Annotated in this window: 16 protein-coding genes; 7 read left to right on the top strand and 9 right to left on the bottom strand. The window is 70.1% G+C overall.

Annotated features, from left to right (window positions below; genetic code table 11):
* Positions 1 to 123 precede the first annotated feature (123 nt).
* On the top strand, positions 124 to 1,371 hold the full coding sequence (locus IMZ11_RS21150; RefSeq protein WP_228644062.1) for a PP2C family protein-serine/threonine phosphatase: 1,248 nt from the start codon (positions 124 to 126) through the stop codon (positions 1,369 to 1,371).
* Positions 1,372 to 1,398: 27 nt separating this feature from the next.
* On the opposite strand, the gene IMZ11_RS21145 is transcribed toward IMZ11_RS21150, so the two are convergent.
* The 5 genes from IMZ11_RS21145 to IMZ11_RS21125 form a co-directional block, all read right to left on the bottom strand.
* Positions 1,399 to 2,571, bottom strand: coding sequence for an MFS transporter (locus tag IMZ11_RS21145; protein ID WP_228644060.1), 1,173 nt, complete (start codon positions 2,569 to 2,571; stop codon positions 1,399 to 1,401).
* A gap of 98 nt (positions 2,572 to 2,669) precedes the next feature.
* A complete protein-coding gene (locus tag IMZ11_RS21140) occupies positions 2,670 to 3,062 on the bottom strand; it encodes a universal stress protein (protein WP_061257818.1) in 393 nt (130 codons plus the stop codon).
* The gene (locus IMZ11_RS21135) at positions 3,059 to 4,555 is read right to left on the bottom strand and encodes a tripartite tricarboxylate transporter permease (protein ID WP_228644058.1); all 1,497 of its coding nucleotides are present in this window, start codon (positions 4,553 to 4,555) and stop codon (positions 3,059 to 3,061) included. The genes IMZ11_RS21140 and IMZ11_RS21135 overlap by 4 nt, the downstream gene beginning before the upstream one ends.
* Positions 4,555 to 5,091, bottom strand: a complete 537-nt coding sequence (locus tag IMZ11_RS21130; RefSeq protein ID WP_228644056.1) for a tripartite tricarboxylate transporter TctB family protein — start codon at positions 5,089 to 5,091, stop codon at positions 4,555 to 4,557. The genes IMZ11_RS21135 and IMZ11_RS21130 overlap by 1 nt, the downstream gene beginning before the upstream one ends.
* Positions 5,088 to 6,098: a tripartite tricarboxylate transporter substrate binding protein gene (locus IMZ11_RS21125; RefSeq protein WP_228644054.1), complete on the bottom strand. Its 1,011-nt coding sequence runs from the start codon at positions 6,096 to 6,098 to the stop codon at positions 5,088 to 5,090. The genes IMZ11_RS21130 and IMZ11_RS21125 overlap by 4 nt, the downstream gene beginning before the upstream one ends.
* A 99-nt stretch (positions 6,099 to 6,197) precedes the next feature.
* On the opposite strand from IMZ11_RS21125, the gene IMZ11_RS21120 reads away from it, so the two are divergent.
* Together IMZ11_RS21120 and IMZ11_RS21115 are read left to right on the top strand one after the other, a co-directional pair.
* On the top strand, positions 6,198 to 7,871 hold the full coding sequence (locus IMZ11_RS21120; protein WP_228644051.1) for an ATP-binding protein: 1,674 nt from the start codon (positions 6,198 to 6,200) through the stop codon (positions 7,869 to 7,871).
* On the top strand, positions 7,868 to 8,542 hold the full coding sequence (locus IMZ11_RS21115) for a response regulator (protein WP_228644049.1): 675 nt from the start codon (positions 7,868 to 7,870) through the stop codon (positions 8,540 to 8,542). Before IMZ11_RS21120 ends, IMZ11_RS21115 begins: the two co-directional genes overlap by 4 nt.
* Here the strand turns inward: IMZ11_RS21115 and IMZ11_RS21110 are convergent.
* Together IMZ11_RS21110 and IMZ11_RS21105 are read right to left on the bottom strand one after the other, a co-directional pair.
* Positions 8,524 to 9,363, bottom strand: a complete 840-nt coding sequence (locus IMZ11_RS21110) for a class II fructose-bisphosphate aldolase (RefSeq protein ID WP_228644047.1) — start codon at positions 9,361 to 9,363, stop codon at positions 8,524 to 8,526. The two genes, IMZ11_RS21115 and IMZ11_RS21110, sit on opposite strands and share 19 nt — an antisense overlap.
* A complete protein-coding gene (locus IMZ11_RS21105; protein ID WP_228644045.1) occupies positions 9,336 to 10,259 on the bottom strand; it encodes a 1-phosphofructokinase family hexose kinase in 924 nt (307 codons plus the stop codon). The genes IMZ11_RS21110 and IMZ11_RS21105 overlap by 28 nt, the downstream gene beginning before the upstream one ends.
* A gap of 133 nt (positions 10,260 to 10,392) precedes the next feature.
* Between IMZ11_RS21105 and IMZ11_RS21100 the strand changes: the two genes are divergently transcribed.
* The 4 genes from IMZ11_RS21100 to IMZ11_RS21085 all read left to right on the top strand — a co-directional run bounded on the left by IMZ11_RS21100 (position 10,393) and on the right by IMZ11_RS21085 (position 14,787).
* The gene (locus IMZ11_RS21100; RefSeq protein ID WP_061257826.1) at positions 10,393 to 11,178 is read left to right on the top strand and encodes a DeoR/GlpR family DNA-binding transcription regulator; all 786 of its coding nucleotides are present in this window, start codon (positions 10,393 to 10,395) and stop codon (positions 11,176 to 11,178) included.
* Positions 11,179 to 11,666: 488 nt separating this feature from the next.
* Entirely contained in the window at positions 11,667 to 12,935 is a 1,269-nt protein-coding gene (locus IMZ11_RS21095; RefSeq protein WP_228644043.1) for an extracellular solute-binding protein, read from the top strand.
* 62 nt (positions 12,936 to 12,997) lie between these two features.
* Positions 12,998 to 13,903, top strand: a complete 906-nt coding sequence (locus IMZ11_RS21090; RefSeq protein ID WP_228644041.1) for a carbohydrate ABC transporter permease — start codon at positions 12,998 to 13,000, stop codon at positions 13,901 to 13,903.
* Positions 13,903 to 14,787 carry a carbohydrate ABC transporter permease gene (locus IMZ11_RS21085; protein WP_228644039.1) on the top strand — a complete coding sequence of 295 codons (885 nt, stop codon included), beginning with the start codon at positions 13,903 to 13,905 and terminating at the stop codon, positions 14,785 to 14,787. The genes IMZ11_RS21090 and IMZ11_RS21085 overlap by 1 nt, the downstream gene beginning before the upstream one ends.
* 107 nt (positions 14,788 to 14,894) lie before the next feature.
* Here the strand turns inward: IMZ11_RS21085 and panD are convergent, their stop codons facing one another.
* Both panD and IMZ11_RS21075 read right to left on the bottom strand, forming a co-directional pair.
* The gene (gene panD / locus IMZ11_RS21080) at positions 14,895 to 15,317 is read right to left on the bottom strand and encodes an aspartate 1-decarboxylase (RefSeq protein WP_061257829.1); all 423 of its coding nucleotides are present in this window, start codon (positions 15,315 to 15,317) and stop codon (positions 14,895 to 14,897) included.
* Between the two features lie 117 nt (positions 15,318 to 15,434).
* Positions 15,435 to 16,382: a M23 family metallopeptidase gene (locus IMZ11_RS21075; RefSeq protein WP_228644037.1), complete on the bottom strand. Its 948-nt coding sequence runs from the start codon at positions 16,380 to 16,382 to the stop codon at positions 15,435 to 15,437.
* Positions 16,383 to 16,572: the final 190 nt, after the last annotated feature.

The following is a 16,572-nucleotide window of genomic DNA, read 5'->3' as shown; positions in this document are numbered from 1 at the left end:
CGCCTTCCTCCTGTCCGGCCCGCTCTCTTCATGCCGCCGCTGCCCTCGTTTCCCCAGGTCAAACTAGGAACCCGCGCCACGGGGTAGGGGGAGGGGGACGGTGGACACCCAGGGAGCGTGCGCGTGCTGACCAAGGATGAGGAGATGCTGGGCGGGCTGGTCCACGCCGCCCATCTGACCTCGATAGAGGACCTGTCGGCGCTGGTCGCCGTGCACGCGGCCGTCTGGGACCTCTCCCAGACGATGATCTACGTGGTCGATCTGCAGCAGCGGTTCCTCGTGCCGCTCCCCGGCCAGCGCGACGAGGCGGGCGACCCGCTCGAACGCATCCGCATCGACGCCACCATGGCCGGTCGGGCCTTCCGCAACGTGGAGGTCGTCCGGGTCAGACCGGCCACACACCCGTCCTCCGCCGAACCCGTGGAGCCCTCGGTGGAGGACCGTCCGCAGCGGTTGTGGCTGCCGTTGCTCGACGGCACGGAGCGGCTCGGCGTGATGGCGGTCACCGTGCCCGAGCTCACCGCGACGACCGGCTGGCGGGCCCGTTACCTGGCGTCGCTGGTCGCCTTCCTGGTGGAGGGAAAGAAGGGCGCCAGCGACTCGTACGCGATCCTGGCCCGGACCAGGCCGATGAACCTCTCCGCCGAAGTGCTCTGGAACCTGATGCCGGCCAGGACCTTCGCGAACGAGAGGGTGGTGGTCAGCGCGGTGCTGGAACCGGCGTACGAGATGGGCGGGGACGCCTTCGACTACGCGCTGAACGGCGACACCATGCACGTGTCGATCTTCGACGCCATGGGCCATGACACCGCCGCCGGGCTGACCGCCACCATCGCCATCGGTTGCTACCGCAACCGCCGCCGCGAGGGCGCGGACCTGCTCGAAGTGAGCGAGGCGATCGACCAGGCGATCGACGAGCAGTTCGCCCGGTCCCGCTTCGCCACGGGCGTCCTGGCCGCCCTGGACACGACCACCGGCCGGCTCACCTGGATCAACCGGGGCCACCACCCGCCGCTGGTCATCCGCGACAACCGCACGACCATCAGCCTCGACACCCCGCCGTCGTCGCCGATGGGCCTCGGACTGGGCCAGGCCGCGAATGTCGCCACCTACCACCTCGAACCCGGTGACCGGCTGCTGCTCTACACCGACGGCATCATCGAGGCCCAGAGCCCCGAGGGGGAGCTGTTCGGCCTGCGGCGCTTCACCGACTTCGTCATCCGCCATGAGGCGAGCGGGCTGACGCCCCCGGAGACCCTGCGCCGGTTGATCCAGTCGATCCTGAGACACCAGGACGGGCGGCTCCAGGACGACGCCACCGTGGTGCTGCTCGAGTGGCGTACCCAGACGCAGCGGCGGCTGACGCTGTGAGGGCGCCGCTCGCCCGCACCATGACCGTCAGCCGTCCACGGGGAGGCGCCGCGCCGCCACTCCGGCCCAGCCGAGGCTGAGCGCGGTGATCCACAGCACCCCGCCCGCGCCGAGGCCGGCCGCCACCAGCCCGGCCGCGCTGGGGATCAGCACCTGGCCGGTACGGTTGCCGACGAGGCGCAGGGACATCGCCCGCCCTCTCAGCCCAGGGGGAGCGGACTCGGCCAGCCAGGACATGGTCAGTGGTTGCCCGACGCCCAGCCCGAAACCGGCGGCGACGAGGAGCCCGGCGAGCGCCCAGACCGGCACGGGCAACGGGGTGGCGAGCAGCGCCAGCGCCGCCGCGATGGTGCTGGTGACCAGGAGCCTGCGGCGCCCGAACGCCCGGGACAGGCGGCCGAGGAACAGGCGGGAGCCCATCGACGCCACGCCGCGTACGGTCAGCAGCAGGCCGACCGTGCTCGACGCGAGACCCCGCTCCGCGCCCAGCGCGGGCAGGTAGACGAGGGTGATGTCGACGGCGGCCAGGACGACGCAGCTGGTCGCGAGCGCGTTGACGAGGCCGGGCAGGCGGATCAGCGAGCGGATCCCGGCCTCCCCGGCGTCCTCGCGGGCCGCGGCTCGAGGGCTGCCGGTCAGGAACGCCGACAACCCCGCGAGGCCCGCGGTGAGGAACAGGACCACCAGGAAGATGGCCCCCGTGTCGGGGATCGCCCGGGAACCGCCGAAGGCCGTGATCAGGACCGGCCCGGCCGCCTGCCCCAGCGACGCCGCGAACGTGTAGTGCCCGAATGCGGTGTCGAAACGGCCGCTCTCCGTGGTGTTGGCCACCAGGGCCTGCTGCCCGACGACGCAGCCGAGGTGGCCGGTCCCGAGCAGCACGCCCCCGAAGACCAGGCCCGCCACGTTGTGGCCGAGCAGCAGGAACACCAGGCTTGAGCACACGAGCAGGACGGCGCCCGCCAGGGCCACCCGGCGTTCACCGACCCGGTCGGCCGCGTGCCCCGCCGGGATGGCCAGCACCAGCGGGGCGATGGCGAAACTCGCGCTCAGGACGCCGAGCCAGACCGCCGGGACGTCGAGTTCGATCGCGCGATAGGACATGGTCGGGCGCAGCACGAAGGTGACGATCTGCGTGCCCAGGGCGTGGGCCAGCAGAACGGCCGTACGGTGCCGTCGTCGTCGGGATTCACGTTCCATCTGATCGCGTGGGTGCTCGCCGTTCCGTGTGCGTCATGAGCGTCCTGCCGGTGTCCGGGCCGGACCATCCGATGATGGCGTACCGGGATTCCGGGGATTCAGGCGGCCTTCACCGCCAGTATCGGGCAGGCCGCTTCCAGGAGGATCCGCTGCGCCGCCGAGCCCATGATCAGTTTCCCCAAGGGGTTGCGATGCCGGAGCCCGATCACGAGCAGGGACACCCCCTCCGACGCGGCCAGATCGATGATCTCCTCGGTGGCGTCGCGCTCGCCGACCACCTGGTGCACGCCGAAGATGACCCCCGCCTCGGTCAGGTCGCGGCGGACCCGGTCCAGGTCGTCCAGCTGCGCGAACCTCGGGTCGACGTAGGCGTCGCCCCGTGACGCGTTCACGACCAGCAGCGGCTCCCCGCGCCTGCGGGCCTCGTCGGTCGCCGCGTGCAGTGCGGCCTCGCCCTCGGGCGAAGGGATGTATCCGACCAGAACGGTCACGATCGCGTCCTCCTCAGGTGCGGCGCGTACCGCTGGATCAGCGGCCAGGCCAGCAGGATCACAATGACGGTGTAGATCACATAGGAGACGGGCCCGCCCATCAGCCCGGACAGGTCGCCTCCCGAGAGCTGGAGCGAGCGCCTGCCCTGGAGCTCGGCGCGCGGGCCGAGGATGACCCCGACGATGAGGGGCAGCACCGGCAGGCCGAACCTGCGCATGCCGAACCCGAGCAGTCCGAGCAGCAGGAGCAGCAGCAGGTCGAGCGGCTGGGCGTTCACCGCGTAGGCGCCCATCGTCGCGAAGAACAGGATCCCCGCGTACAGGTAGGGCCGGGGGATCCGCAGCAGCCTCGCCCAGGCGGGGGCGAGCGGCAGATTCAGGACGAGCAGCAGCAGGTTGCCGATGAACAGGCTGGCGATCAGCGTCCAGACCAGCGTGGACTCGCGCTCGAACAGCAGCGGCCCCGGCTGGATACCGTACGACTGGAACGCCGCCAGCATGACCGCGGCGGTCGCGTTCGTCGGCAGGCCGATGGCCAGCATCGGCACGAGCGTGCCCGCCGCGGACGCGTTGTTCGCCGCCTCCGGGCCCGCGACGCCCTCGATCGCCCCCTTGCCGAACTGCTCCGGGTGCCTGGTCAGCTTCCGCTCCGTCGCGTACGACAGGAAGGTGGGGATCTCCGCGCCGCCCGCGGGAAGCGCCCCGAACGGGAACCCGTACGCGGTGCCGCGCAGCCACGGCTTCCACGACCGTTTCCAGTCGTCGCGGCCCATCCACGGCCGGCCGACCGGGATCACCTCTCCCGGCCTCCCGCGAAGGTGCGCGGCCACCCACAGGGCCTCGCCGACGGCGAAGATCCCGACGGCCACGATGACCACGTCGATGCCGTCGGCGAGCTGCGGGAGGCCGAACGTGAGCCGCTGCTGCCCGCTCACCGCGTCGATGCCCACCAGGCCGATCACCAGGCCGATCAGCAGCGAGGCGAAACCGCGCACGCGCGAGGTGCCGAGCACCGCGGTGACCGCGATGAAGGCCAGGATCATGATCGCGAAGTAGTCCGGCGCGCCGAGGTCGATCGCGAACGTCACCACCACGGGGGTGACGAACACGAGGAGCAGCGTGCCGATCGTCCCCGCCACGAACGAGCCGATCGCCGCGGTCGCGAGCGCCTGCGCCGCCCGCCCGGCCTTCGCCATCTTGTTGCCCTCGACGGCGGTGACGACCGAGGACGACTCGCCCGGGGTGTTCAGCAGGATCGAGGTGGTGGACCCGCCGTACATGCCGCCGTAGAAGATGCCGGCGAACAGGATGAACGCCTGCGTCGGGTTCATCCCGTACGTCACGGGCAGCAGCAGCGCCACGGTCATCGCCGGGCCGATGCCCGGCAGCACGCCGACCGCCGTGCCGACGGTGACGCCGACCAGGGAGAGCAGCAGGTTCATCGGGGTGACGACGTTCGCGAACCCCTCGAGCAGGTGGAACAGGTTGTCCATCAGAGGATTCCTTGCAGGACGCCGGCCGGGAGGTTGACCCCGAGCCCGATGGCGAACCCGTAGAAGGTGACCAGCGACAGCGTCAGCGCGATCGCCAGATTGCGGACGTAGTGCCGGTTGCCCAGGGCGAACGCCGACCCCCAGAACAGGAGGGTCCCGCTGATCACCCAGCCGAGCCAGTCGATCAGCACCGCGTTCACGGCGAAGGCGCCGATCAGCAGCAGCACCGTACGCCAGTCGATCCGGCTGGACAGGTCGACGTCCTCGCCGCCCTCGGGCTCGCCGCGGCCTCCACGCGCGACGTCGATCGCGTAGATCACGGCGACCACGAGGAGCAGCACGCCCAGGATCATCGGCACCGGGCGGGGCCCGATGGGATCGTTGCTGCTCGTCAGGTGCGCGATACCGGTCGCGTCGACGATCACCAGGGCGCCCGTCAGGGCGAGGAACACGCACACGCCGTACTGCGCGCGATCCCCGGCCCCTGACGGCTGAGCGTCCACGTCGCCGTTCCGCTCGTCTGTCCTTACGCTCATGCCAGCCCGAGCTGCGTCAGGATCTCCGCGACCAGCTTGTCCTGCTCCGCGAGGAAGGCGGTGAACTGGTCGCCGGTGACGAAGGCGTCGGTCCAGCCGCGCTTGACCAGCTCGCCCTTCCAGAGGTCAGAGCCGTGCATCGTGGTCAGCGCGTCGATCCACACCTTCTTGTCCGCGTCGCTGATGCCGGGCGGCGCGACGATGCCGCGCCAGTTCGTGAAGACGAAGTCGATGCCGGCGGACTTCATCGTCGGGACGTCCTTGATCACCTCGACCGGCTCCTCGCTGGTCACCGCGAGCACCCGGATCTGGCCGGCCTGGACCTGGTCGAGGAACTCGCTGTACCCGCTGGCGCCGAAGGCGATCTTGTTGCCGAGGATCGCCGGCAGCAGCTCTCCACCGCCGTCGTAGGAGATGAAGTTGACCTCCTTGGGGTCGATGCCGACCTGCTTGGCGAGTTGCATCGGCAGGAGGTGGTCCGGGCCGCCGGGCAGCGATCCGCCGCCGACCGCCAGCCCCTTGGGGTTCTTCTTCCACGCGGTGACGAGATCGTTGATCGTCTGGTACGGGGAGTCCTTGGGCACCACGATGGCGCCGGCCTCCTCGATCAGCTTGGCGATCGGGGTCGTCTGGGTCAGGGTCGCCTGCGACTTCGAGGTGTAGGAGGCGCCGACCACGCCGAGCCCCATCTGCATGGCGAGCTTGCCGTTGCCCTTCTCGTTCACCGTGCGCTGGAGGCCGACCGTGCCGCCCGCGCCGGGCAGGTTGAACACCTGCACACCGGAGGCGATCTTGGCGTCCTCCATCACCTTCGCCACGGTCCTGGCCGTGGTGTCGTACCCTCCGCCGGGGGTGTTGGGGACCATGAGGCGCAGGCCGGCGACGGGCGCTCCGGCCGCGCCCGCGGCGGTGGTCTCGTCCTTCTGCGCGGTGGCGCCACAGGCGGTCGCCGCGAGCATCACGACGCCGGTCACGGCGCTGAGAAGTGCGGTGAATCGAGTTCTCACAGGTCCGTCTCTTTCGTTTTGCGGCATCCCAGCGCCATGATTGTGGCGACCGGGCCGCATCCCGTCTGCCTTGTGTCACCAGCGAAGATTGAGTTCATTGTGGTCGTGATATTCCGCCGGCACACCCTGGCGGGCGAGCTATTGGCGCTCCAACTCGCCATCATCGTGGTCGTCCTGGTCGCGGTCGGCGCCGTCTCCGTGGCCCAGTCGAAGGCGACGTTCGACCGCGTCGAGGGACGGCGGGTGACCGCGCTGGCCGAGCAGATGGCCAGCACCCCGCTGGTGCGCATCCAGATCGACCGGCCGGCACCCGGAGAGATGCTCGCCCCGCTGGTCCAGACCACGCTCACCCAGTCCGGCGTCACCTCGGTGACGGTGGCGAACCTCGACGGCAAGATCATCAGCTCGTCGAATCCCCGACTGGTGGGAACGCGGCTGCCGTACGGAGACCCCGGCGTCGCCCACGCGCGCGGCTGGTCCGGGGAGCTCGGCGTGGGGTCCACCCGTGAGCTGGTGGCCCAGGTCCCCGTGCTCGGGGCCGGCCCCGACAACCTCGGCCATCACCTCGGCACCGTGATGATCGGCCGGGCGTCGCCGACGGTCTGGGAACGGTTGGTGGGCGCGTCCTCGTACCTGCTCACCTATCTCGGCATCGCGAGCGCGCTCGGGCTGATCGGGTCGTGGCTGCTGGCCCGCCGGATCAAGCACCAGACCCTCGGCCTGGAGCCGCGCGAGATCGCCGGCCTCGCCGAGCACCGGGAGGCCATGCTGTACGGCATCGCCGAGGGGGTGATCGCGCTCGACCCGCAGCTGCGGCTCACCCTGGTCAACGAGGTCGGCCGCAAGCTGCTCGACCTCCCGGACCACTGTGTCGGGATGAGCCTGGCCGACCTGCGGATCGAGGGCCGGCTGCACGACGTGCTGGCCGGCACCGGCGACGAGACCGAGGCCCGGGACGAGGTCGTCGTACGGCGCGGCCGGGTGCTGGTCATGAACCGGATGAACGTCACCAAGGACGGGCGCAGGCTCGGATCCGTGACGACGCTGCGGGACCGGACCGAGCTGGCCCAGCTCGAACGCGAGCTCGGCTCGTTCCGCAGTTCCACCGAACTGCTCCGCGCCCAGGCGCACGAGTTCTCCAACCAACTGCACATCATCTCGGGGCTGATCCAGATCGAGGAGCATGACGAAGTGGTGCGATACGTACGCGCGCTGCGCCGCCACCGCGAGTCGCTCGACCTGACCCTGACCAGCCAGGTCCGGGACACGGCCGTCGCCGCGCTGCTGATGGCGAAGTCGTCCCTGGCCGCGGAGCGCAAGGTCCACCTGCGGGTCTCGCAGCGTACGGCGCTGGAACGGCTGGAGCCGGCGGACTCCGCCGACGTCGCCACGGTGGTCGGCAACCTCGTCGACAACGCCGTGGACGCGGCGGGCGCGGCGGACACGGGAGCCGCGATGGACGCGGGCGGCGACGCGGACAAGGAGGCGTGGGTGGAGGTCGAGCTGCGCCAGGACGCGTCCAGCGTGGAGATCGTGGTGCGCGACTCCGGGCCGGGGATCGCGCCCGAACTGGCCCACGAGGTGTTCACCAGGGGGTTCACCACGAAGGCCGCCCAGGGCGGCGAGCGCGGCATGGGCCTTGCGCTCACCCGGCTCGTCTGCGAGCGCCGCGGCGGCGAGGTCGCGGTCGCCAACACCCCCGAGGGAGCCATGTTCACGGCCTCGCTGTCCGTCGGCCACCCGGCCGCCAAGATGGCGGAGGGGCGCCGATGATCGACGTCTTGGTCGTCGACGACGACTTCATGGTGGCCCGGATCAACCGCGGGTTCGTCGACCGGGTCGACGGGTTCCGCGTCGTGGGCACGGCGAACACCGGCGAGCAGACGCTCACGGCCGTCGCCGAACTGCGTCCCGACCTTGTCCTGCTCGACCTCTACCTGCCCGACATCTTCGGCCTGGACGTCATCACGCGGCTGCGGGCCGCCGGCCACGACTGCGACGTCCTGGTGATCAGTGCCGCGCGGGAGATCGACGCCGTCCGCGGCGCCGTACGCCAGGGCGTGGTCAACTACCTGCTGAAGCCGTTCGACATCGAGGACCTGCGCGTCCGCCTGGAGCAGTACGCCGCCCAGCGCAAGGACGTGCCCACGGAGGCGCTCCTGGGCCAGAGCGACGTGGACCGGGTGCTGGCCCGGGGCGGCGTCGCGGCGGTGGCGGCCCCGCCGCCGAAGGGCATGAGCGCCGAGACCGCGGACCTGGTCGCGCGTGCCCTGCGCGGTGAGGACGGGACGCTGTCCGCCGCCGAATGCGCGGTCCTGGTCGGCATCTCGCGGGTCAGCGCGCGCCGCTACCTCGAATACTTCTGCGAGACCGGCCGCGCCGAGGTGTCCCTGCGGTACGGCGCCGCCGGCCGGCCGGAGCGCCGCTACACCTGGCTGCGCTGAGCGACCGTACGGAGCAGGTGGGCGGTCGCGTCGATCATGCCGTCCCTGGCGGCGGTGAGACGCGGCCGGGGGTCCGCGCCGGACGGGTTCTGCGCGATCGACCTGCTGATCGCCTCGGTGAACGCGACGTTCAGCGCCGTACCGATGTTGATCTTCTTCATGCCGGCCGCGACGGCCCGGCGCAGCTCGTCGTCGGGTACCCCCGAGGAGCCGTGCAGGACCAGCGGCACCGGCAGCGCCGCGCGCAGCGCCGCGATCAACGTGTGGTCGAGCCGTGCGACGCGCGCGGTCATCGCGTGCGAACTGCCCACCGCGACCGCGAGGGCGTCCACGCCGGTGGCGGAGACGAACGCGGCGGCCTCGCCGGGATCCGTGCGCACACCCGGCGCGTGCGCGCCGTCCTTCCCGCCGACCTCGCCGAGCTCGGCCTCCAGCCACAGGCCGTTCTCGTGCGCCCACTCGGCGGCGGCCCTCGTCCTGGCCACGTTCATCTCGTACGGATCCAGCGACGCGTCGTACATCACGGAGCTGAACCCGGCGTCGGCGGCCTGGTACATCAGCGCGTCGTCGGTCACGTGGTCGAGGTGGAGGGCGACCGGCACCGCCGCGGCGGCGGCGATGGCGGTCGCGGCGGCGGCGAGGGGCGCCAGCCTCCCGAGCCGGAACCGTACGGCGTTCTCGCTGATCTGGAGGATCACCGGCGTACCGACCCGCTCGGCCGCCGCCGCGACGGCCTCGGCGTGCTCGAGAGTGATGATGTTGAACGCGCACACTCCGCCGGGTGCGGTCCCGACTATCGAGGCGGTCGTGGCGAGCGGCATGTGATCTCCTGCAGGAATTCGCGGTAGGCGGTCAGGTCGATGTCCCCCGCGACGGGGGAGAGGACGGCGGCGGCCGACATCGCGGCCGCGTCCGCGAGGGCGCCGGGCCAGTCGACCGGCCCGGGGGAGAGCAGGGCCCTGGCCAGCGCGGCGGCCACGGCGTCCCCAGCTCCGGTGGGATTGCCCGACAGCCGCCTGGGCGGGCGGACGGTCCAGCTCCCGCCGGGCGTGACCCCGAGGAGGCCGTCGGCGCCGCGCGAGACGACCACCGCGGCGGGTCCGGCGGCGAGCAGTTCCCGCGCGGCCTCCTCGACGGGCCCCGGCCCGGCGACCCTGGCCAGCTCGGCGGCGTTCGGCTTGGCGACGTCGGGTCGCGCCGCCAGCCCGAGCCGGAGCGGCTCGTGGTCGGCGTCGAGCAGGACGCGCACGTCGTGGCGTCGGGCGTCGGCGATGAGCTGGGCGTAGGCGTCCTGGCCGACCCCGGGCGGCACGCTTCCCGACAGCACGACGACCCGGGCGTCCCGGCACAGCTCCACGAACAGGGCGCGGAACCGCCGCCACTCCGGCTCCGTGACCGAGGGGCCGGGCTCGTTGAACACGGTGGCGTCGCCGGACACCACCGTGACGGTGCGCCGGGAGTCGCCCTCGATCGTCCCGAAGCGGGCCGGGATCCCGGCCCGGGAGAGGTCGTCGGTGATCTCCGCTCCGGTGCGGCCGCCGGCCAGACCGGTGACGCGGACGTCGGCGCCGAGGGAGGCGAGCACGCGGGCGACGTTGACGCCCTTTCCTCCGGCCCGCTGGTGGACCGCGGTGACGCGGTGGCTGGAGTTCGGCACCAGCCCGTCCACCTCGTACGTCACGTCCAGGGCGGCGTTGAGGGTGACGGTGAGGATCATGTCGCGACCTGACCTCCTGATGCGTATTTCTGTGCACAATATGTCATTAGCAATCAAATATGCGCAAGCCGGAGGTTGGATACGCTTACGCTTCGCGGAACCGAGAACGGGTGGAAGCGGCGAGGAGGGGCCCATGTCGAGCCACGAACGGTGGAACGAGCTGCTCGCGATCCTGGCCAGGGACGGCAAGGTCGAGGTGGACGCCGTGGCCGCCGAGCTCGGCGTGTCGGCCGCCACCATCCGGCGCGATCTGGACCACCTGAGCCGCCAGCAGATGTTGACCAGGACGCGCGGCGGCGCCGTCGCCGGAGCGATCTCCTACGACCTGCCGCTGCAGTACAAGGCGGCGCGGCACGCGCCCGAGAAGCACCGCATCGCCACGGCCGCGGCGGCCCTGCTCCCGCCCGGAGCGATCGTCGGGCTGAACGGGGGGACCACGACCACCGAGGTCGCCCGATCCCTCGCCAGTCGCGCGGACCTCGACCGGCAGGGCGGCGAGCCGAGCGTCACGGTGGTGACGAACGCGCTGAACATCGCCAATGAACTCGTCGTCCGCAGGCACGTCAAGATCGTGGTGATCGGGGGTGTCGCGCTGCCCGAGTCGTACGAGCTGATCGGCCCGCTGGCGGACGGCGTGCTGCGGGAGATCTCGCTCGACTTCGCGGTCCTCGGCGTGGACGCGCTCGACCCGGAGGGTGGCGCCTTCGCCCATCACGAGGGCGAGGCGGGCATCAACCGGCTCATGGCCTCCCGGGCCGGCCGGGTGATCGTCGTGGCCGACTCCTCGAAGCTCGGCGGCCGCGCGTTCGCGCGGATCTGCCCCTGCTCCGCCATCGACACCCTGGTCACCGACCGCGACGCCCCCGCCGAGACGGTCCAGAGGTTCCGGGACGCCGGCGTCGACGTGGTCCAGGCCTGACGCTCATCCGAGCGGCGGCCGGGCCGGGCCGCCCTCTGCTCATCCTTGCCCGGGCCCTGAGCGTCGGGCTGCCGCGCGTCCTGAGGGCGCCCTCCTCGATTACGTACCGTCAATACTCCATCTCGCTTCGTGATATTTGGTGATTTGTGTTCTTTGTGCTGGTGCCGGTAGCTCGTATACGAGCGGAAAAGCGCTAATATGCGCAACATTGCGCAGCGCGCGTGCCCGGCCGGTCGGGGCATCCGGTCGTGCCTCCGGGTGTCCACGGGGTGTCCGCGGGGTGCCGTGCCTCCTCGTGATGGCCACCCGGTATAGACCACTGCCGCTCCGGCGATGCACCTTCGTTGCAAATCCGATATTTCGCGGTATGGACCGGCGCTTTGCGACCTGTTTAACCTTGGCTCCCAAGCCGCTCAAAAGCGGCCTACCCCCTGTTCGGCTCTCAACCGGTACAGACCAGTCATCCCTAAATCAAGGTGGTAGTCGAGATGAGCAAGAGGATTGCCGGGGTGGTCACCCTCGGCGTGGCCGCCGCGCTGGCCCTGTCCGCCTGCGGCGAGTCGAGCGGCGGTGACGGCGGTGGCGCCGACAAGGCCGCCGGAGGCTCGGTGACGCTGAAGCTCGTCGCCGCCGACTACGGCGACGGCCCGACCGCGGACAACAGCGGCGACAAGTTCTGGAAGGGCGTCGTCGACGAGTTCCAGGCCGCCAACCCGACCATCAAGGTCGACGTCCAGGTCATCAACTGGAACGACATCGACACCCAGGTCGCCACCATGGTGCAGAACGGGCAGATGCCCGACATCCTGCAGACCGGCGACTACTCCGGGTTCGTCAAGGACGGGCTGCTGCACAAGGTCGACGAGGTGCTCTCGCCGAACACCCAGTCCGACCTGCTGGAGAAGTTCGCCGAGTTCGGCAAAGTGGACGGCACGGCGTACGGCATCCCGTTCGTCTCCTCCGCCCGCGCGCTGTTCTACAACAAGGACCTGTTCGCCAAGGCCGGGATCAGCGAGCCGCCGAAGACCTGGGACGAGCTGAAGGCCGACGCGGAGAAGCTGAAGAAGGCCGGGGTGTCCCAGCCGTTCGGCCTGCCGCTCGGGCAGGAGGAGGCCCAGGGCGAGTCGTTCCTGTGGTTCATGGGCAACGGCGGCGGCTACAAGGACGCCTCCGGCGCGTGGGCGATCGACTCGGCGCAGAACGTCGAGACGTTCACGTTCCTCAAGGACCTGCACGCGGCCGGCCTCACCACGCCGAACCCGGGCACCAAGGACCGCAAGACGGTCTGGGAGGACTTCGCGGCCGGCAAGGTCGGCATGGCCAACGGCGGCCCCATGTCGATGCCGATCTTCGAGAAGGGCGGCCTGACCAACTACGGCGTCGCCCCGATCCCCGGCAAGACCGGCCCGCTCGAGACCACCCTCGGAGTCGAGGACTGGATCATGGCCTTCAACAAGAACGGCCACCAGGAGGAGATCAAGAAGTTCTTCGACTTCTTCTACGCCTCGTCCGCCGTCCAGAAGATCAGCGACACCTACAAGCTGCTGCCGGTGACCAAGTCGGGCATCGAGAAGCTCTCCACCGACGAGAAGCTCAAGCCGTTCCTCGACGCCCTGCCCAACGCCACCTTCTACCCCTTCACCGACCCGAAGTGGTCCGAGGTGAACTCCCAGATCAAGCAGACCATCGGCGGCGCCGTCACCGGTGATCCCGCGAAGGTCCTCGGGGCGATCCAGAAGGTCGCCGCGGCCGGCTGATCCGGTGGTACGGCCCGCGCCCCGGCGGCGCGGGCCGTACCTCTTCGCAGGAAGCAGGAGTTATGCAGCAGACCTCCCCCCTGAAGCGGGCGGCGCACGCGCTGGCGCCCCTCGCGTGGATCGGCCCCGCCGTGGTGCTGATCGGCGTCGTGGTCGTGTGGCCCGTCATCGAGATGATCAAGTCGTCCTTCCTGAAGATCAGCCGGTTCGGCGTGGTCCAGGGCTCCAACGGCACGGACAACTACGCCAAGCTGTTCGAAGAGCCCGACTTCGGCGGGGTGATGGCACGCAGCGTGATCTGGGTCGTGGCCGTGGTCGCCATCACGGTCCTGCTCTCACTCGGCCTCGCCCAGCTCTTCAACCAGCGTTTCCCCGGCCGCCGCCTCGCCCGCTGGGCGATGATCGCGCCGTGGGCCGCGTCGGTGCTGATGACGGCGATCATCTTCAAGTGGATGCTCGACCCCGAGGTCGGCCTCCTCAACATGCTGCGGCACGATCTCGGCCTGCTCGACGCGCTCGGCACCGCGGACGCCGACCCGCTCGGTCAGGCGTCCACGGCCATGCCGTGGCTGATCGCCGTCGCGGTGTTCGTCTCGCTGCCGTTCACGACGTACGCGCTGCTCGCCGGGTTGTCGACGATCCCCGCGGAGGTCTACGAGGCGGCCAAGACGGACGGGGCCTCCCGGCTGCGCACATACTGGTCGATCACGCTGCCGCTGCTGCGGCCCGCGCTGACCGTGGCGACGCTCATCAACGTGATGAACGTCTTCAACAACTTCCCGATCATCTGGGTGATGACGCACGGCCAGCCCGGCTACTCGACCGCCACATCCACGATCTTCATGTTCATCCTCAAGGGCTCCGACATCGGCGAGTCCGCCGCGATGTCGGTCGTGAACTTCGGCATGGTGATCGTCCTGGTGGCGATCTTCCTCAAGGTCAGCAAGTGGAAGAACGAGGTGTCGTGATGACCGCCACCGAGACCCCTCCGGTCACCGCGGCCACGGGCGCCGCCTCGGCCGCCGCTCCCGGGCGGCGGATGCCGCGGATCAGGACGGTGGTCGTCGCCGCGAGCGCGTACCTGATCGCGTTCGTCTTCCTCTTCCCGTACCTGGTGATGATCCTGACCGCGCTGCGGCCGCAGGCGGAGCTGCGCGAGCGCGCCTACCTGCCGACGGTCTTCGCGTGGGAGAACTTCGCCAACTTCTGGAAGGGCGGGCTGTCCGGGAACCTGCTGATCACGTTGCAGGTCGCGGCCGGATCGACGATCCTCGTGCTGCTGGTCGCCCTGCCCGCGGCGTACTACACCGCCAGGCACCGCTTCCGGGGTCGCATGGCGTTCCTGATCCTGGTGCTGGTCACCCAGATGTTCCAGCCGACCGCGATGCTGGTCGGGATCTACCGGGAGTTCTCCCAGCTCGGCCTGGTCGACTCGATCTGGTCGCTGATCCTGGTCAACGGAGGTTTCAACCTGGCCTTCGCGGTGTGGATCCTCAACGCGTACTTCTCCTCGATCCCGCGCGAGCTGGAGGAGGCGGCGTTCATCGACGGGACGGGGCGGTTCGGGGCGCTGTTCCGGATCACGCTCCCGCTGGCCGCGCCCGGCGTGGTCACCGCGCTGATCTTCACGTTCATCGCGGCCTGGAACGAGTTCGTGGTCGCCCTGACCCTGACCACCTCGCCCGAGCAGCAGCCGCTGACCGTGCGGCTCAACTCCTTCATCGGGCAGTACCAGGTCGACTGGCAGAACCTGTTCGCCGGCTCGGTGATCGCCACCATCCCGGTCATCATCCTGTTCGCGCTGATCGAGCGGAAGGTCGTCTCCGGTCTCACCGCCGGGTCCATCAAATAGCCGCTCCGTACGGCGCGGCGGACGCCAAGGGGCCCGCTCCCCGCTGGGAGCGGGCCCCTCGCGCGCGTACGGTCCGGCGGGCGTTCCGCCCGCGTTCACCTGCGGGTTCAGCCGGCGGAGGCGGCGAGATCCCCGCGGACGAGGCCGACGCCGTCGGGGACTCCGGCCGGGTCATCGCCGGTCTGGACCACCTTGTTGTCCTGGTCGACGAAGACGACACTCGGCCGCAGCTCGCCGATCCTCTCCTCCGCCACCAGCGCGTACGCGATGATGATCACGAGATCGCCGACGTCGATCAGCCGGGCGGCCGCGCCGTTGATCCCGATCACCCCGGAGTCCGCCGGACCCTCGATGACGTACGTGGAGAGGCGGTTGCCGTTGTCGATGTCGACGATGTCGACCTTCTCACCCTCCACCAGGTTCGCCGCGGCCATCAGCTCGCCGCTGATCGTCACGGATCCCACGTAGTGCAGGTCCGCCTGAGTGACGGTGGCGCGGTGGATCTTGGACTTCATCATCGTGCGGAACATGGTCCCCCGCAGAGTCTCGGAACTGGGTACCGGGCGCGATGGCTCCGGTCCTGCGCCGTCGATAGTACGGGATGCCCACCCGACCCGTTCCGGCCCGTGGCTCCGGTGGGACGTCTGTCACCCGCAGTGTTCGAAGGGGCTGTTGTAGCTGCTTCCGCCCGTGGCGCCGCCCCACTTGACGCAGGTGCCGGCGGCCGAGGCGCGTACGGGGCCGGCGTAGTAGCCGTAGTCGCCCGAGTCGGTGGAGCGGGTCTTGCCCTGGACCTCGAGGTAGGCGCTGGTGGCGGTCTTGCTGCCGAGGGAGGTGCGTTTGAAGGTGGCGACGCAGTTGTAGCCGTTGGAGGTGTTGTAGAGGAGGTAGACGGTTCCGGCGGAGCCGAGGGCGGCCGAGTCGATCACGCTGTAGCCGCTGCCGCACACCTGCTCCGGCGTGTACGGGTTGCTGCTGCTTCCGCCGCAGTTGTTGGACGTCACGGTCTGGACCGGATAGCCGAATGTGACGCCGTTGAACTTGGCCTTCTGGATGTTCGCCGGGTAGGAGGTGGCGTCGGTGCGCACCTCGTAGTGCAGGTGCGGCGAGATGTTGTTGCCCGGCTTGCTGGTGTTGCCGACCTCGCCGATCTTCTGGCCCTGGCTGACCGTGGCGCCCGCGCTCACGGAGCGGACCAGCAGGTGGGCGTAGTACGTGTACCAGCCGCCGCCGTGGTCGATCTTGATCAGGTTGCCGAAGCCGTTCGTCGAACCCTGGTGCGCGGAGATCACGACCGTGCCGGAGGCGGCGGCGACCACGGTGTCACCCAGATCGGCGTCGGCCGTGCTGCCCCGGTTGAAGTCGATCTCCCACGACTGGTGGGCGCTGCTCGCGCTGGAGTTGCCGGTCCAGGACTGGCCGCAGGGGAAGGGGAGCTGGAAGGCAGGCTCCGCCATGGCCGCCGAGGCGGCTGTGGCAGCGGTGGCGCTGGTGGTGAGGCTGGCGGAGGCGGAGGCGGCGGCGCCGGTGGAGGCGCCCGCGGTGACGCCGAGCAGCAATGCCAGCCCCGCCTTGACGATGGACGTGAGTCTCATGCCGATCCTTCCTCGCGGCCGACCGCCGGATTCTCCTGACGCAAGCCGCGAACTGACTGTGACAGCCCGTCGAAAGGTGCTGATGGGAGCCAAGGGTCCGGATTGACCGCACATGGAACATCCAAAATCCATACAAAGGGCTGGCGAAGACATGACATAAGGCGATAAATGGTGGCAGTGCCTCTGTAAG

This window comes from Microtetraspora sp. AC03309, from assembly GCF_020826795.1.
Classification (GTDB): domain Bacteria; phylum Actinomycetota; class Actinomycetes; order Streptosporangiales; family Streptosporangiaceae; genus Microtetraspora; species Microtetraspora glauca.
Note: the sequence above shows the minus strand (reverse complement) of the source record. Positions and strands in the feature narration are given on the sequence as shown.

Bases quoted from the DNA above. Each gene is read 5' to 3' on its own strand.
- IMZ11_RS21085 (WP_228644039.1), top strand. From the start codon at position 13,903: ATGACCGCCACCGAGACCCCTCCGGTCACCGCGGCCACGGGCGCCGCC.
- IMZ11_RS21095 (WP_228644043.1), top strand. From the start codon at position 11,667: ATGAGCAAGAGGATTGCCGGGGTGGTCACCCTCGGCGTGGCCGCCGCG.
- IMZ11_RS21075 (WP_228644037.1), bottom strand. From the start codon at position 16,382: ATGAGACTCACGTCCATCGTCAAGGCGGGGCTGGCATTGCTGCTCGGC.
- IMZ11_RS21115 (WP_228644049.1), top strand. From the start codon at position 7,868: ATGATCGACGTCTTGGTCGTCGACGACGACTTCATGGTGGCCCGGATC.
- panD (WP_061257829.1), bottom strand. From the start codon at position 15,317: ATGTTCCGCACGATGATGAAGTCCAAGATCCACCGCGCCACCGTCACT.
- IMZ11_RS21105 (WP_228644045.1), bottom strand. From the start codon at position 10,259: ATGATCCTCACCGTCACCCTCAACGCCGCCCTGGACGTGACGTACGAG.
- IMZ11_RS21135 (WP_228644058.1), bottom strand. From the start codon at position 4,555: ATGGACAACCTGTTCCACCTGCTCGAGGGGTTCGCGAACGTCGTCACC.
- IMZ11_RS21090 (WP_228644041.1), top strand. From the start codon at position 12,998: ATGCAGCAGACCTCCCCCCTGAAGCGGGCGGCGCACGCGCTGGCGCCC.
- IMZ11_RS21110 (WP_228644047.1), bottom strand. From the start codon at position 9,363: ATGCCGCTCGCCACGACCGCCTCGATAGTCGGGACCGCACCCGGCGGA.
- IMZ11_RS21100 (WP_061257826.1), top strand. From the start codon at position 10,393: ATGTCGAGCCACGAACGGTGGAACGAGCTGCTCGCGATCCTGGCCAGG.
- IMZ11_RS21145 (WP_228644060.1), bottom strand. From the start codon at position 2,571: ATGGAACGTGAATCCCGACGACGACGGCACCGTACGGCCGTTCTGCTG.
- IMZ11_RS21130 (WP_228644056.1), bottom strand. From the start codon at position 5,091: ATGAGCGTAAGGACAGACGAGCGGAACGGCGACGTGGACGCTCAGCCG.